We start from the raw sequence: 13,463 nt of genomic DNA on the forward strand, positions 1-13,463 counted from the left end.
AACCCACCTTTCAATAGTCTCTATGACTCGTGGGATTCTACTGTTGTTCCACAGTCCGGACACTCACCGTCGGTGATCGTAATCTGGGCATCACAGGCCGGACAGTAGTTGCGGTAACACGCTGGGTCACCCATAGCTACGTATTCATTGTAGAGTTTTGAGAGCGTTTCGCCGGGTGTGCTCAGGGCTCATCTGAGACCCGATTTGTAAGAAACAGATTGAGGAGTCGTCTTCGCCGGAAGGAACTCTTTGAGACGCTTGTGTCTTTTCCATCGGAGGGGCTTCCAGGGTTGGCAGTAAACTACCCTCCCCTACTTCGCTCGGGGTCGAATGACCCACTCGCTCGTTGAGGGAAGGGCTTTCGCGTGGACTCCCGTTCTATGCCTCAGCAGAGGCAGGTGGGTTGTACTCCCCACTCACGTTCAGCGTCCCGCGATTCAAGCGCACGTCTACGGGTGCGCCTCTGGCGTCTGCGTTTTGCCGACGCCGGAGATACTGCAAACCGATGTTTTTGGCCGCGTTGTAGTCGGCGTGGTTCTGGTAGCCACAATCCTGACACTCGAAGTCTTCGCCCTGGCGGTTATCGTCGTGGGTAAAGCCACAGGTCGAACACCGCTTTGACGTGTTCCTGGGGTCAACTTGGACGGCCTCAACGCCCTGCTCTCTGGCTTTGTATTCGACGTATTCGTAGAGGCGACGGAACGCCCATAGATGGTGCCACGACGCCGCTGGCACGTTCTCACGAATGTCTGTCAAGTCCTCAAACACGATATGCGAACAGCCGTGTTCAACGGCTTCAGCGACGATCTCGTTGGCGACACGATGCAGGAATATCTCGAAGCGGCCATCCTCTTTGCGCTCAACACCTGCTATCGCATCGTGTGCTGCTCGCGTCCCACACTGTTGGAGGTCGCCACGCCGGTTCTCGTATTCTCGCTTCCAGTGGTTGAACTCCTCCGCCGACCAGAACCGTCCGGTCGAAGTGACCGCAAGTTGCTTCATACCGAGATCCACACCGAGGACTGTTCTGTGCCCGGTCGTGGTATCGGTGTCATCGTCCTCTTTGAGCATCGACGCATGGAGATACCAGTCGCCGTCACGTCGATGGAGTGTCGCCCGCCGAAACTCGAACTCCTCGTCCGTGACGTACTTCGTTGGCGGCTTTTCGGCGTCGTCAGGAAGGATGTACTCGCACTCGACTCGTCCGTCCACTGTTGACAGCGAAACGTGGTCACGGTGGAACGTGGCACTTCGTTTGTCGTAGACAGCGGTATCTGCCGTGAACGTCGGGCGAGATGTATCTTGGCCGTTGTTGAGGCGTTCGACGCCGCTTGTGACGGCTTCGACGGCTTGGCGAATCCCTTTCTGGACGAGATTCGCGGTCAACTCGGTGTCCTCGCGTAGCTGGTCGTACAGACCATCTTCAGCCTTTGCTTTCGAGGTGACGTGGTATCCGTCATCGCCGTGCCAGCACCACTCACTCGCGGCGTTGGCGCAGTATTTGAATTGCTCGACAGTCTCCTGCAGGTGTGTATCCGCGCCTTCGGGCGTGTCGAGCTTGATGACGGCGGTTCGACGGTACTCCACTGTACTTTCACATAAAGACTTGTAGTCACTTGGTAGTTGGGAGCTAGAAGACAACAGTCGAGTGGCTAGTCAATACCGTATCGGCTTCCTCCCCACCCTACTCGCTTGCTCTTCCGACGTATCGGAAGCCCGGCGCTCTTTGAAGGTGGGGCCTCCGCCTCGAAGACGGTGAAACTGACTACTGAAAATATCGTTCCAGAATGCAGTTGTGAGAACCAGTAAATCACAGATATGGCTATTAATATAGTCTCTCGAATTTCAGACACTATTTGTATAGTGATAATGGCCTTGTGCGAGATTCGTCTGGACTCTGTATGCGCAACACCGGTGAACAGGGGTCGACGACCGAGGCCGACCAGCCAGCTGATGGCGCTGGATATGGGCCGGCTAGCCCATCGGAAACGGATGGGACAACGCGGGAGAAGAGTCTTGGCGTCGATCTGTGTCTGAGTCATCCGGACCTGATTCTATCGGCTGCAATCGAGAACAGTCCGGACGTGACGGTGCGTCCGGAGCAGATGGTCGACGATGGAACAGCGAGCTTTCTGGTGATAGTGGCTGAGGGGGAAACGCTGGACCGGTTCGAAACGGGACTGGAGATGGATGATACAGTGTGTGATCCCGTGGTGTTAGACTGGACGGAGACGAACCGCGTCTATCGGGTCGAAATGGCAGCCAGCGCGGTCCGGATTTCGCCGACACTTGTCCGCGCTGGCGGTCGGGTACTCGATATGGAGGGGACGGAGGGACAGTGGCAGGTACACGCACAGTTCCGGTCGCGGTCGGCGCTGTCGCAGTTTCGATCCGAGTGTTCCGACCGAGACATCACGTTCCGACTCGACCGACTGTACTGGACTACCGGCGAAGCAAACGCCGGGGCGTGTGGACTGACCGCGGATCAGCAGGTTGCGCTTGAGGCGGCACACAAAGCGGGCTACTTCGACGTGCCACGGGGCATCTCGCAGGCTGAACTCGCGGACAAACTCGGAATCTCCCCATCGGCAGTGTCCCAGCGGATTCGACGCGGGATGGATCAGGTCATCGGCTCGGAACTCGGACTGGCTGAGGAGTGAGCGCGCGTCGCGGCGGCACGTATCATTGAATTTTCAAGTGTGGTACGAAGTGACAATCAGTCTATGTGCCAAAAAGGATATTGCCCTACTGTGACACTCGTACTGTATGAGACACCGAATCGTGAGCGGGATATGCGCTTTACTTCTCATCTCGACAGTCGCGTCTGTCTCCGTAGGTGTCGCTGCCGCGGAGGGAGCCGGTCAGTACACTGCGTACACAGCGACGGCAAACGAAACGACTCCGTCGATACAGGCGGCTGAGCCGACACAGGCTATCGCAGAGGGACCGAACGGAACCGCGTTTGTCTGGGAACAGATAGACGGCGAGCCTGCCAACGACTACCGAATCGCGGTGACCGTTAGTTCGCCGCAGGCAAACCTCTCGGTCTGTACGCACGCCAACGGCTCAGCGACGTGTACGCCGGTCGGTCCGAACGGGACCGCGACCGTTACGACTCCCGGGACTGTCGGCCTCGACTCTCTCTCTGTTTCTCTCTACAACACGAGTTCCGACACCACGGTGGATCGGCAGTCGGTGTCTCTCCAGTCGATTCAGCGTACCGGCGATGTTGACGACGACGGACTCAATAACAGCAACGAGATAGCCGCGGGAACGAATCTCACGAACGCCGACACTGATGGCGACGGGCTGGCAGACGGCGCGGAGATCCACCAGCATGGGACCGATCCCACGGTCGCGGACACTGACGAGGATGGCATCGCCGACACGGCCGAGCTCAAGCACGGGACTGACCCGACCGCCGTCGACACGGACGGAGACGGGCTGGCGGACAAGCGCGAGATGACCGTCGGAACGAACCCGACCGTCGTTGATACCGACGGCGACGGCCTCTCCGACCAGCGAGAGGTCTCGGGCAAGACCAATCCGACGGACGCGGACACGGACAACGACGGTGTCGCCGACGGCCGGGAACTGGAAATCGGGACGAATCCGGTCGAAGCTGACACTGACGGGGATGGCGTCACCGACGGCCGCGAGCTCTCGCTGGATACGAACCCGACGGTGGCAGACACTGACGGCGATGGCCTCACCGACGGGCAAGAACTCGATGAAGGGACTGACCCGACGGTGGCAGACACCGACGGCGACGGTCTCGACGACAGCGAAGAGTTGGATAACGGAACGTCCCCGGTTACTGCTGATTCGGACGGTGACGGACTCAGCGACGGGCGAGAGGTTTCGGAACTCGGAACGAACCCGCTCGCGGCCGATTCGGACGGTGACTTCCTGACTGACCGGCAAGAAGTAGCCTGGGGAACGAACCCGAACAGCGCGCTGACGCCCGCCTGGGTCACGAGCTCGCTTTTCGGGTTCCTTATCGGGACCGGACTGACGGTCCTGGCGATCAGGCGTGGCTGGATCACGGAGCTCTCCGCAGCGGCCAGACTGTTCGTCTATCGTCGCCTCGAACTGGACCGGGAAATAATCGAGATCAACCGTGAAATCGAAGCCGCGGACGAGACGGCGGGGTCCGAAGATGCGGACATCGACGCGGACACCGCGGCTGCGGCCTTCGAGCAAGCCGACAGGGAGTTCATCCCCGACGAGCGCCTGGTCAAACTGATGCTGCGAGCCGAGAGCGGCCGCATGCACCAGACCGACATCGTCGAGGCGACGGACTGGTCGAAAGCGAAGGTCAGCCGCCTCCTCTCGAAGATGGTCGACGACGACGAGGTCGTGAAGATCCGGCTCGGCAGGGAGAACCTCATCTGTCTGGAGCGGGCAAAGCCCGCAGCTGCGAACTCGCCCCACGCGGGCGACATCAAGCCCCCGACGCCCGGCGGATAAGCCGGCCCGCGTCCCGAGATAGCGGGGTCGATAGTGATATCGCTGTCCTGAGACGTTGTTTCCGATCGATTCTCTTCCGAATGTAACTGTCCGTCACTGTCACGGCGCTCGTTGTTGCAGCCCCCTGCAGCGGTCGATGGGCACAGGAAGACACAATTTCGCCTTCTGAGTCTATCTATCTCCAGCTAACGGTAGAATCAGCAAATATCTGGAATCCCGCCGTAACGGCATAAATGTCTCTTTGAAGACATGATTTACAGTCATAGCGACGAAACGATTCGGTATGCTGTGTGAAACAGCGGTGACAACGTCTTCCCGATCCAACTGTCCGTTATTTGGCCCCTCACTGCCTTAGGGTCCGGATTTACTATATCATGCTCGGGGTAAGTCAGCCATTATCGACCCGTTAAATCGGTGAAACAGTCGCAACCGGCGGAACAGTCGACCCGGTATATGTCGGTTGCTGGAAAAGGACGAAGCGAACATGTCGATAGCTGAAACGACTACCGAACCCACGACAACAGAGACCGAGGAATCCAGGAGTGACGGGTCGCAGTCTGAGGAGTCAGCGTCGAACGACGAACTCACTCGCGACGACCTCTTTCACGTACTCCAGTGTCGTCGCCGCCGCCTGGTCCTCAAGTACCTCCACGAACACCCCGGCGATGAGCCGGCTGATATGAGCGATATCGCTGAACACATCGCGGCGCTGGAACACGACACGACAGTCGACTCGCTCCGCTCGAAACAGCGCCAGCGCGTCTACATCGCGCTGTATCAGTCCCACCTCCCGAAGATGGACGACGCGGGCGTCATCAACTACAACCAGGACCGCGGACTCGTCGAAGCGACCGCGCTCGCAGACTCCTTCGACGGGTATCTCGACGAGGAACCATCGCTCCTGTCGACGACGGCTGCGGAGTCGACGCCGTCGACCGAGGCTGTTACGAGCCACGACCAGCCATCGGCTCACACGTCGACCGATGAGCAGTGGTCAAAGCGATATCTCGGGACCGCGGGGGCCACGTTGGTGGCAGTCGGTGGACTCGCACTCAGCGGGATCACAGTCTCAGGCGTCGTGCTCGCGTTCGTCGTAAGTGCGGTGTTTTTCGCTCTGGCGCTGGGTCATCGACTCTCACTCTCGGGAACGCAGTCGTTCGTTGACCGCCTCAGGACGACTGTCAGTCAGAGGTCGTAAGCTGCGTACTGGACAGATGCGTGTATACAGCGGCACATCCGGAGGGCGATGAACCGTATGCGACCGACTGTTGGACTCGACGCGGTTCTCAATGCCGAGGGGACGACTGCGCCCACAGACCAGGACGGGCTCGATGATGCGACGATATTCGAAATACTCGGTAACAAGCGTCGCCGAGCCTGTCTCCACTGTCTCGCCGAACACGAGACAGGGATGTCTGTCAGTTCGCTGGGTCGACAGGTGGCGCGTGCGGTCGCCGATGCAGGGACTGATAGTGACGAGCTATACGACAGCGTGTACATCTCACTCTGTCAGACGCACCTGCCCAAGCTCGACGCTGTCGGGCTGGTCGAGTACGACCACGACCGAAAACAGGTCGCGCCGGGACCGAGATTCGACGCTATCAGACAGCAGTTCGAAGCGGCTCGCACAATCGAGGGGCGGTCGAGTGACACCGTTCGAGCCGGCCCAGTTGCGAGTGTCCTGACGATCGCGGTAAGTGCGGCCGCGGCCGTGAGTCCGCCGGCGGCCAGACCGATACTGCTTTTCGGACTCGTCGCGGTTCATCTCTTCATACTCGCAGTAACGTCCACGTCCATATCTCCAGTTGGTTACTGACCGTCCCTGTGGCGGAACGATGTTCATGCCGACCACCGACACTGCAGTAGTCACTTGCTACTACAGGTGAGTCCCCGGGACACACTGGACAGTCCCGCAGATCGGGGACAGGTTCGGACGCCGTATTTCTGGTTGTCTCGTTGCAGCGGCCCGCGGGCAACTGATAGAAGTTCGCGTCTACTGGCCGGACACTGGCTGTAAAGAGGCGCATAATCAAGCGGTGGGGAGGCAGATGAAGCGAGTATGACCGACTACGCCAGCATGCGAAAGGCGATCGAAGAGACGAAAGAATCGTTCGACGCAGTCGAACGGTTCCAACGTCGGTCTCCCCTCTGTCCCTGGTTAGACGTGCCGCTCAGCGACGAGACGTGACATCCTCCCAACGCCGGTCAGAACGCCTCGACCGACGTGTCGTCCTTGTGCACCGTCGTCTTCGGTAGCTCGGCCGCCACGTCGTGCGGCCACGTCGTTTGCTGGCCGGATGAAAATACACTTCACCTATCGGTGGAAAGACGGTGCACATGTATCAGGCGGAGGCACAGCCGTGTATATCGTAATCGTCGGCGCGGGCGAAGTCGGCTCGAACATCGCCAAGAGCCTCGCGGAGAACCACGAAGTCGCGGTCGTCGATATCGACCCCGACTGTGTGGAGGCGCTGATGTACGACGCCGACGTGCTCGGTATCGAGGGGGATGGCGCGGAACTCGACACGCTCTCCGAGGCCGGTATCGAGAAGGCCGACGTACTCATCGCCAGTACTGACGACGACGAAACGAACATCGTCACCTGCGGGACGGCGGTCACGGCCGCTGACCCGTTCACAATCTCTCGCGTCAGGAGTGCGAAGTTCCTCCGGACCTGGGAGAACTCCAAGGGAGCCTTCGGCGTGGACCACATGGTCGCGACGAACCTGCTCACCGCGGAGAACCTCGCTCGCGTAATCGGCCTGCCCGGCGCTCGCGACGTGGAGACATTCGTCGACGGCAAGGTCCAGATGGGGGAGTTCGAGGTCCTCGAATCCAGTCCCATAGCGAATCTGACCGTCGCGGAGGCCGACCGCTACGAGTCCCTGACCTTCGCCGCCGTGTTGCGTGACGAGGAGGTCATCATCCCGCGCGGGGAGACGGTCATCAAGGCGGGTGACGATATCGTCGTCATCGGCAGCCGCGAGAGCGTCCACCTGTTCGCGACCGAGATCGCACCGGAGACCGAGACGACCCAGAACGTCCTCATCGTCGGCGGGAGCGATGTCGGCTACCACACTGCACGGTTGCTCCAGGACCGCGGGATCAAACCGCGGCTCGTCGAACAGGACCACGAACGGGCACGCGAACTCGCGGAAGACCTTCAGGGGACGACCGTGCTGGAAAGCGACGCCACCGATAGCGAGTTCCTCGAACGGGAACATGTCGCGGACGCCGACGCCGTGGTCGCGACACTCGACAGCGATGAAAAGAACCTCCTGGTGACGCTGCTCGCCAAGCGACTCGGCGCGGAGCGGACCGTCGCCGTCGTCAACTCCGGCGAGTACGTCGATCTGTTCGAGGCTGTCGGCGTCGACGTGGCGGTCAATCCCCGCGAGACGACTGCCGAGGAGATTACGCGGTTCACCCGGGAGTACGACGCGACAAAGGTCGCCATCATCGAGTCCGACCGCGCCGAAGTGCTCGAAATCGAGGTCTCATCCGAGAGCATCCTCGCGGGACGGCCGATCCGGGAGTCGGTGCAGGAACTCCCAACCGGTGTCGTCATCGGGGCTATCAGCCGCGGCGGCGAACTGGTCATCCCTCGCGGTGACACTGTCATCGAAACCGGCGACCACGTCGTCGTGTTCGTCGAGGCTGCCTGTCTGGAAGCGGTCAACGACAAACTGTAGTCGTGTCGGCGGGACCGTGCCCCAGGGACTAAGCTTCGCTATCGCCTCGGTTAGGCTATGGCTTCGATTGCAGACCGCATCGTTCTCTCGTTTGCCCCCAGCGCCGCCGGCGGAGATCCGTGGTCAGGTGTCGACACCGAGTGGATTGTGGATGAACTGCGCGGGGACGCCTATCGGCAGTACCTCCGGCGCGCCCACGGCGGTCCGGTGACCGTCGGCGATGAGTGGTCCGAGTTCGTGAGCTGTGGCTGTGCCACACCACAGGACGTGGTGTTGCGCGTCGAACGCGTCGAGGGTGGGACGGTCCTCGGCGATACGACGACTCTGGATATTCACCCACGGGATGACGCCGAAGCGGTGTCACAGTAGCCGTATTCGCTGTCGAATGTGCCAATCCCTGAATACCCCACCTGTTGGCACCGCCACGCGGGTCGGTATCGGGATATATTGGGAGAAGGGAAAGGCTGATGCATGGGACTAGCACATTCCGGACTATGCCACGCGATTCATATCAGGAGGGACTGAACTCGCTCCGCGAGGATGTCCTCTATATGTCAGAGATCGTCCTCGAACGGCTCCGGCTGGGGCTTGACGCGCTCGAACAGAAAGACGAGGCGATGGCCCGAGAAGTCATCGAGGGCGACCACGAGATCAATCAGCTGTATCTCGACCTCGAACAGGACTGTATCGACCTGCTGGCGCTGCAACAGCCGGTCGCCTCGGACCTCCGGTTTATCGCCGCGTCGTTCAAGATCATCACCGACCTCGAACGGATCGGTGACCTCGCCACGAACCTCGGTGAGTACTCACTGGATGCCGAACGCGACGTGTACCCCGAGGTCGACATCCAGGATGTCGCTGACGTGACTATCGAGATGGTCGAGAATGCTATGGACGCCTATGGCGAGGAGGACGCCGACCAGTGTTACACGATCGCCGATATCGACGACGAGGTGGACGAGCGCTGTGAAGCGGCCTCCGAGACGGTCGTGCGCGACCTCATCGAACGCGAGATCGACGCCGACTCCAGCGAGGCCGAGATCGAGCAGCTTATGGCCGACGTGTCCCGGCTGCTGTTGACGATTCGGGACATCGAGCGGGTCGGCGACCACGCCGTCAACATCGCCGCGCGGACGCTGTACATGGTCGAGAACGACGACGATCTCATCTACTGAACCTTTTTCATCGTCGGGTCGCCGAAGGCGACCACTCCTCGAAAAACGTTCATGAAAAAGGCCGGAATCTCGGCCACAGGCCTCGATTCCGGTGAAACCGCGCTCGCTCCGCTCGCGCGGTATGCGGTACCTACAACAGCCACAAAACCGCGACAGCCACACCCTCCCCAGCCGACTGCGTTGCTCGGCTCGCGGGGCTCGCCTGTGCGACTCGTCCCTCGCGTTTGCGACGCGGCCGTCGCCGCGACGGCGCGCGCCTGAGAACGGTGGCGAGGCTCGACTGGTCTACTGCGGTGCTTCGGGCGTGTCGTCACCCACGAGACCCGAGTCGGTGATACGGAACTGGGCCGTCTCACCCGCGGGTTTGGCGCGGTGTTTCTCCAGCGTGGCGCGTCGGTTCCCGCCGCGAAAACGGTCCAGCCGGACGATTGCGCCCGACCAGTGATTGAGCGTGTGGCCGCCAAGCGCTGTCGAGCGGTCGCTGTCCGGATCGGTGAACACCTGGTTCGTAAACAGGACGGCGATGTCGTGTTTACGGGCCAGCGAGAGCAGGTGGGTGATCTGGCGGGCCACGTCACGCAGCGTCTCGCCGCCGTCCTCGTCGTCGCGGCGGAGCCGGTAGAACCCGGTCGCGCTGTCGAGCACGATGAGTTCGACCTCGGCGGCGAACTCCGCGGCGTCCTGGACGGCTTCGGTCTGCTCGTCGTAGTCCAGCACTTCAGTGATGATGAGTCGGCCAGCGAGGTCGTCGACAGTCTGGGCCGTCCCCCGTGCGCGGCCGCTGGCGACCTGCTCCATGCGGTCGGCCGAAAGGCCCTCAGTGTCGATGTACAGCGCGGCGTCGCCTGCGGCGGCGACTTCCATCACCGCCGACAGCGCGAGATTGGTCTTGCCGGCCGCTGGCGGGCCGTATACCTGCGTGACCGCGCCGCGCTCCAGCCCACCACCCAGGAGGTCGTCGATGGCGTCACACCCGGTCGGGACGTACTCGCTCACGACGGGGGGTTAGTCAGGTTCGGATAAAAACGCTCGCACCTACGCCGCCGAGAGATACCGGGCGACTGCGCCCTCGACTGCGTCGGGGTCGTCCAAGTCCGCAAGCGCGAACCGGCTGTCGAACCACCATGACCGGTGGACGACCAGCGCGTCTGCAGTACGGGTATAGCCCGTGTACCGCTCCCATGGAAGCAGGCGTCTGGCGACAGGGAGTCGCTGTTCGAGCCCCTCGGCGGTGACGGCGTACTCTCTGGGCTGGGTCTGCATGAAGATCCCGATCCCCACCGGGAACAGTATCTGTGCGAACGTCAGCGGCCAGAGATCGGGTGCGACGTACACCGAGGCGAACCCGGCGACACCGACCGCCCACAGCGGCAGTACCAGGGCCAAGAGGCGGTTCCGTGCCGCGTCGGGCCAGCCGGCGGTGAACACACAGTGGCGCTCGCTGTCCCCGAGAAGGGCGTCGGTGTAGCGTGTGCGAGCCATCACACCGACCACGCTTCCGAGGGCCATCGCACCCATCCCCGAAAACATGGCGAGGACGCCGACAACACCGGCCCAGTCGAGTGAGAGCAGCCCTGCAAAGGCATACCCCAGACCGACGAGTCCGGGGACCCAGCGCATCTGTGTCGCTCCGAGACGGTGAGGGAGGCACCCGAACCGTTCAGTCGCCCACCAGCCGACTCCAGTCCCGACAGTGACCGTCGCTATCACCGTTCCGTATAACACGGCCGCGTCCCCGGAGACGAGACGGGCGACGGCGAAGACAGTCGGCGCTATCGCAAGCAGCGCGACGTAGAGGCCGACGACGAGAGCAAAGAGCGGGTCCCCTGGTCGCTCTGTGACGGTCTCGACGGTGGAGGGCGGCATACCCCCACAATGTCCACGCTCGGACAAAACTCTCCGGGGCCGGCGGCCACAACGGTAAGTGGATACCGGACCAAGTGCTGGCCAGTGATAGTCGTCGCTACCGAGGACTTCGAGGTGTACCACGGCGTCGTCAACGAGCTCCGCGACCGCGGCGTGGCCTTTACCACTATCGAGCCTGGCGACGAGTGGCCCGACGGGGCGGACGTGGCGGTCATCACAGCGGGGGAGTCGGTCGAGATCCCCGACGGCGTGGCTGTGGTGCAGGCGGACCCGGACGCCCCGCGACAGGCCGTTGAATCGGTCATCTCGACGCTTCGGGGCGGCGACGGCCGGACTATCGTCGGTATCGACCCCGGCGAACGGCCGGGCGTCGCGGTTCTCCACGGCGACATGGTCGTCGCGGCGTTTCAGGTGCCCGCAGCGGAAGCCGGCGATATCGTCCGCCAGGAGGTCGAAGACGCCGTCGATCCGGTCGTGCGCATCGGCGACGGTGCGCGGCTCGTCGGCGCGCGCATCATCGACGACATCCAGTCCGTCCCGGTGGAACTGGTCGACGAAACGGGGACGACGCCGTATCTCGGCTCCGGCGCGCGCGGGATGGGCGACGTACTGGCCGCGGTCAACATTGCCCGCCTGGAGGGCGAGGAGATCGAGAGTCGAACCATCGAACCCACGGCCGGCGAACTCCAGAAGATCAAGGACCGCTCGCGGGAGGAAAGTGACACGAACCGGGCTATAAGCGAGGGACTCGCCCGCCGGGTTGCCACCGGCGCGCTCACCGTTGAGGAGGCACTGGCGGAACACGATAGTGATTCGGAAGCGACCGACGACCAGCAGCGCGACACCGAACAGTCGGAGCAGAATTCGGACGACGAGTAGCGCCTACTCTCGCACCATCTGTTCGGCCCGCTGCTGTATCTCGCGGACGGACAGCCCCGTCTGATCCGCGACAGCCGCGGCGTCGTCGTACTCCGCGCTCACGTCGAACACCGTGCCGTCGCTGTCGCTTGCAACCTTGACCGTGACTTCGAACTGCTCGCCGTCGATAGAGAGCGCGACCGTCTCGTACTCCCGGTCGGCGACCCAGCGGTGGCCGGCCCCGGACTCGCGCACGCCCAGCGTCCCGGTCGCTTCGGCGAGGCGGCGCGCGACCCGCTCGGCGTCTTCCGGTTTGCAGATGACTTTGACGATGTGGCCGGGGCGGGACTTCTTCATCGTCGTCGGCACTATCGACACGTCGCGTGCGCCGACTTTCGCGAGCGAACGCTGGAGGTCGCCCAGCACTTCGGGCGAGACATCGTCGACGTTCGTTTCGAGTACCGTGATTTCGTCGCGGCGGAGCCGCCCCGTGCCGTCGCCGACCAGCGCCCGCAAGACGTTGGGACGGTCCGCAAGGTCCCAGCCGCCAGCGCCGTAGCCCGACGTATCGACCTTCAGCGGCGGCAGCGACTCGATCCCCTCGGCGATGTGGGCGAGAATCGCCGCGCCGGTCGGCGTCACCAGTTCCCTGTCGATGGGGCCACCCTGAAGGGACCAGTCGGCCCGCTCGGCGATCTCGACCACCGCCGGGGTAGGGACCGGGTAAGTGCCGTGGCTCATCTCGACGGTGCCGCCGCCAGTCGACAGCGGCGTCGTCACGACCTGATCTACGTCGAGGTCATCGAGCAAGAGACAGGCCCCGACGATGTCGGCGATGGCGTCGTCGGCCCCGACCTCGTGGAAGTGCGTCCCGTCGAGGTCCGTGCCGTGGACCGACGCCTCGGCCTCGCCGAGTATCTCGAAGATCGCCAGCGCGTCCGCTCTGACGGCCTTCGGGAGGTCCATCCCCTCGACGAGTTCGACCACTTCGGCGTACGTTCGACTCGGGCCGTGGCCCTCAGCGTGTGTGTGGTCGTGGTCATCGTCGTCGTGGTCGTGGGAGTGGCTATGGTCGTGATCCTCATGATCGTGACCGTGCCCCTCGTCGTGATCTTGGGAGTGAGAATGCGAATGATCCTCCCCAGCATGGTCGTGGGTCCCGTCGCCATCGCTGTCAGCGTCGGTCAGCAGGACCTCGACGCGCGTGGCGGCGATCCCGCAGCGGTCCACCTCGGAGACGGCGTACTCGACAGGGATTTCGTCTTCGACCGGCGTCAGTACCTCCCTGTCGGCCCCGGCGGCGATGAGCGCGCCAAGCAGCATATCCCCGGCCGCGCCCATGCGGCCGTCGAAAGCGAGTGTTCGCATACCCGGAGGCTCAGGCCGCGCCAGTAAAAGCCCT

14 protein-coding genes are annotated in these 13,463 nt (G+C 62.5%); 9 read left to right on the top strand and 5 right to left on the bottom strand.

The window, feature by feature from the left end:
- Window positions 1-20: 20 nt before the first annotated feature.
- Window positions 21-134 carry a DUF2089 domain-containing protein gene (locus Harman_RS21780; RefSeq protein WP_235007204.1) on the bottom strand — a complete coding sequence of 38 codons (114 nt, stop codon included), beginning with the start codon at window positions 132-134 and terminating at the stop codon, window positions 21-23.
- Between the two features lie 244 nt (window positions 135-378).
- Window positions 379-1,587, bottom strand: coding sequence for an RNA-guided endonuclease InsQ/TnpB family protein (locus tag Harman_RS12210; RefSeq protein WP_137684073.1), 1,209 nt, complete (start codon window positions 1,585-1,587; stop codon window positions 379-381).
- A 314-nt stretch (window positions 1,588-1,901) separates the two neighbouring features.
- Here Harman_RS12210 and Harman_RS12215 point away from each other — a divergent pair, with 314 nt between their 5' ends.
- The 8 genes from Harman_RS12215 (at window position 1,902) to phoU (ending at window position 9,337) form a co-directional block, all read left to right on the top strand.
- Window positions 1,902-2,660, top strand: a complete 759-nt coding sequence (locus tag Harman_RS12215; protein WP_137684074.1) for a helix-turn-helix domain-containing protein — start codon at window positions 1,902-1,904, stop codon at window positions 2,658-2,660.
- Window positions 2,661-2,766: 106 nt separating this feature from the next.
- A complete protein-coding gene (locus tag Harman_RS12220; RefSeq protein WP_137684075.1) occupies window positions 2,767-4,470 on the top strand; it encodes a DUF7343 domain-containing protein in 1,704 nt (567 codons plus the stop codon).
- A 484-nt stretch (window positions 4,471-4,954) separates the two neighbouring features.
- The gene (locus Harman_RS12225) at window positions 4,955-5,668 is read left to right on the top strand and encodes a DUF7344 domain-containing protein (protein ID WP_137684076.1); all 714 of its coding nucleotides are present in this window, start codon (window positions 4,955-4,957) and stop codon (window positions 5,666-5,668) included.
- Between the two features lie 57 nt (window positions 5,669-5,725).
- On the top strand, window positions 5,726-6,286 hold the full coding sequence (locus Harman_RS12230) for a DUF7344 domain-containing protein (RefSeq protein WP_137684077.1): 561 nt from the start codon (window positions 5,726-5,728) through the stop codon (window positions 6,284-6,286).
- Window positions 6,287-6,529: 243 nt separating this feature from the next.
- A complete protein-coding gene (locus Harman_RS21970; RefSeq protein WP_268812800.1) occupies window positions 6,530-6,658 on the top strand; it encodes a hypothetical protein in 129 nt (42 codons plus the stop codon).
- 172 nt (window positions 6,659-6,830) lie between these two features.
- Window positions 6,831-8,162 carry a Trk system potassium transporter TrkA gene (gene trkA, locus Harman_RS12235; RefSeq protein WP_137684078.1) on the top strand — a complete coding sequence of 444 codons (1,332 nt, stop codon included), beginning with the start codon at window positions 6,831-6,833 and terminating at the stop codon, window positions 8,160-8,162.
- A gap of 57 nt (window positions 8,163-8,219) precedes the next feature.
- Window positions 8,220-8,531 (top strand): hypothetical protein, encoded by a 312-nt coding sequence (locus tag Harman_RS12240; protein WP_137684079.1) that lies wholly within the window; start codon window positions 8,220-8,222, stop codon window positions 8,529-8,531.
- Window positions 8,532-8,656: 125 nt separating this feature from the next.
- Window positions 8,657-9,337, top strand: coding sequence for a phosphate signaling complex protein PhoU (gene phoU / locus Harman_RS12245; RefSeq protein WP_137684080.1), 681 nt, complete (start codon window positions 8,657-8,659; stop codon window positions 9,335-9,337).
- A gap of 285 nt (window positions 9,338-9,622) precedes the next feature.
- On the opposite strand, the gene radB is transcribed toward phoU, so the two are convergent.
- A complete protein-coding gene (gene radB / locus Harman_RS12250) occupies window positions 9,623-10,333 on the bottom strand; it encodes a DNA repair and recombination protein RadB (protein ID WP_137684081.1) in 711 nt (236 codons plus the stop codon).
- Window positions 10,334-10,372: 39 nt separating this feature from the next.
- Window positions 10,373-11,203 (bottom strand): hypothetical protein, encoded by an 831-nt coding sequence (locus Harman_RS12255; protein WP_137684082.1) that lies wholly within the window; start codon window positions 11,201-11,203, stop codon window positions 10,373-10,375.
- Window positions 11,204-11,287: 84 nt separating this feature from the next.
- On the opposite strand from Harman_RS12255, the gene Harman_RS12260 reads away from it, so the two are divergent.
- Window positions 11,288-12,082, top strand: a complete 795-nt coding sequence (locus Harman_RS12260; protein ID WP_200830890.1) for a hypothetical protein — start codon at window positions 11,288-11,290, stop codon at window positions 12,080-12,082.
- Between the two features lie 3 nt (window positions 12,083-12,085).
- Here the strand turns inward: Harman_RS12260 and larC are convergent, their stop codons facing one another.
- The gene (larC, locus tag Harman_RS12265) at window positions 12,086-13,429 is read right to left on the bottom strand and encodes a nickel pincer cofactor biosynthesis protein LarC (RefSeq protein ID WP_137684084.1); all 1,344 of its coding nucleotides are present in this window, start codon (window positions 13,427-13,429) and stop codon (window positions 12,086-12,088) included.
- Window positions 13,430-13,463 lie beyond the last annotated feature (34 nt).

This window comes from Haloarcula mannanilytica (assembly GCF_005406125.1).
Classification (GTDB): domain Archaea; phylum Halobacteriota; class Halobacteria; order Halobacteriales; family Haloarculaceae; genus Haloarcula; species Haloarcula mannanilytica.

What these genes read in the sequence shown, in the direction of transcription:
- Harman_RS21780 (WP_235007204.1), bottom strand. Translation starts at nt 134, where the DNA reads ATGGGTGACCCAGCGTGTTACCGCAACTACTGTCCGGCCTGTGATGCC.
- Harman_RS12215 (WP_137684074.1), top strand. Translation starts at nt 1,902, where the DNA reads ATGCGCAACACCGGTGAACAGGGGTCGACGACCGAGGCCGACCAGCCA.
- Harman_RS12220 (WP_137684075.1), top strand. Translation starts at nt 2,767, where the DNA reads ATGAGACACCGAATCGTGAGCGGGATATGCGCTTTACTTCTCATCTCG.
- Harman_RS12225 (WP_137684076.1), top strand. Translation starts at nt 4,955, where the DNA reads ATGTCGATAGCTGAAACGACTACCGAACCCACGACAACAGAGACCGAG.
- Harman_RS12230 (WP_137684077.1), top strand. Translation starts at nt 5,726, where the DNA reads ATGCGACCGACTGTTGGACTCGACGCGGTTCTCAATGCCGAGGGGACG.
- Harman_RS21970 (WP_268812800.1), top strand. Translation starts at nt 6,530, where the DNA reads ATGACCGACTACGCCAGCATGCGAAAGGCGATCGAAGAGACGAAAGAA.
- Harman_RS12240 (WP_137684079.1), top strand. Translation starts at nt 8,220, where the DNA reads ATGGCTTCGATTGCAGACCGCATCGTTCTCTCGTTTGCCCCCAGCGCC.
- phoU (WP_137684080.1), top strand. Translation starts at nt 8,657, where the DNA reads ATGCCACGCGATTCATATCAGGAGGGACTGAACTCGCTCCGCGAGGAT.
- Harman_RS12255 (WP_137684082.1), bottom strand. Translation starts at nt 11,203, where the DNA reads ATGCCGCCCTCCACCGTCGAGACCGTCACAGAGCGACCAGGGGACCCG.
- larC (WP_137684084.1), bottom strand. Translation starts at nt 13,429, where the DNA reads ATGCGAACACTCGCTTTCGACGGCCGCATGGGCGCGGCCGGGGATATG.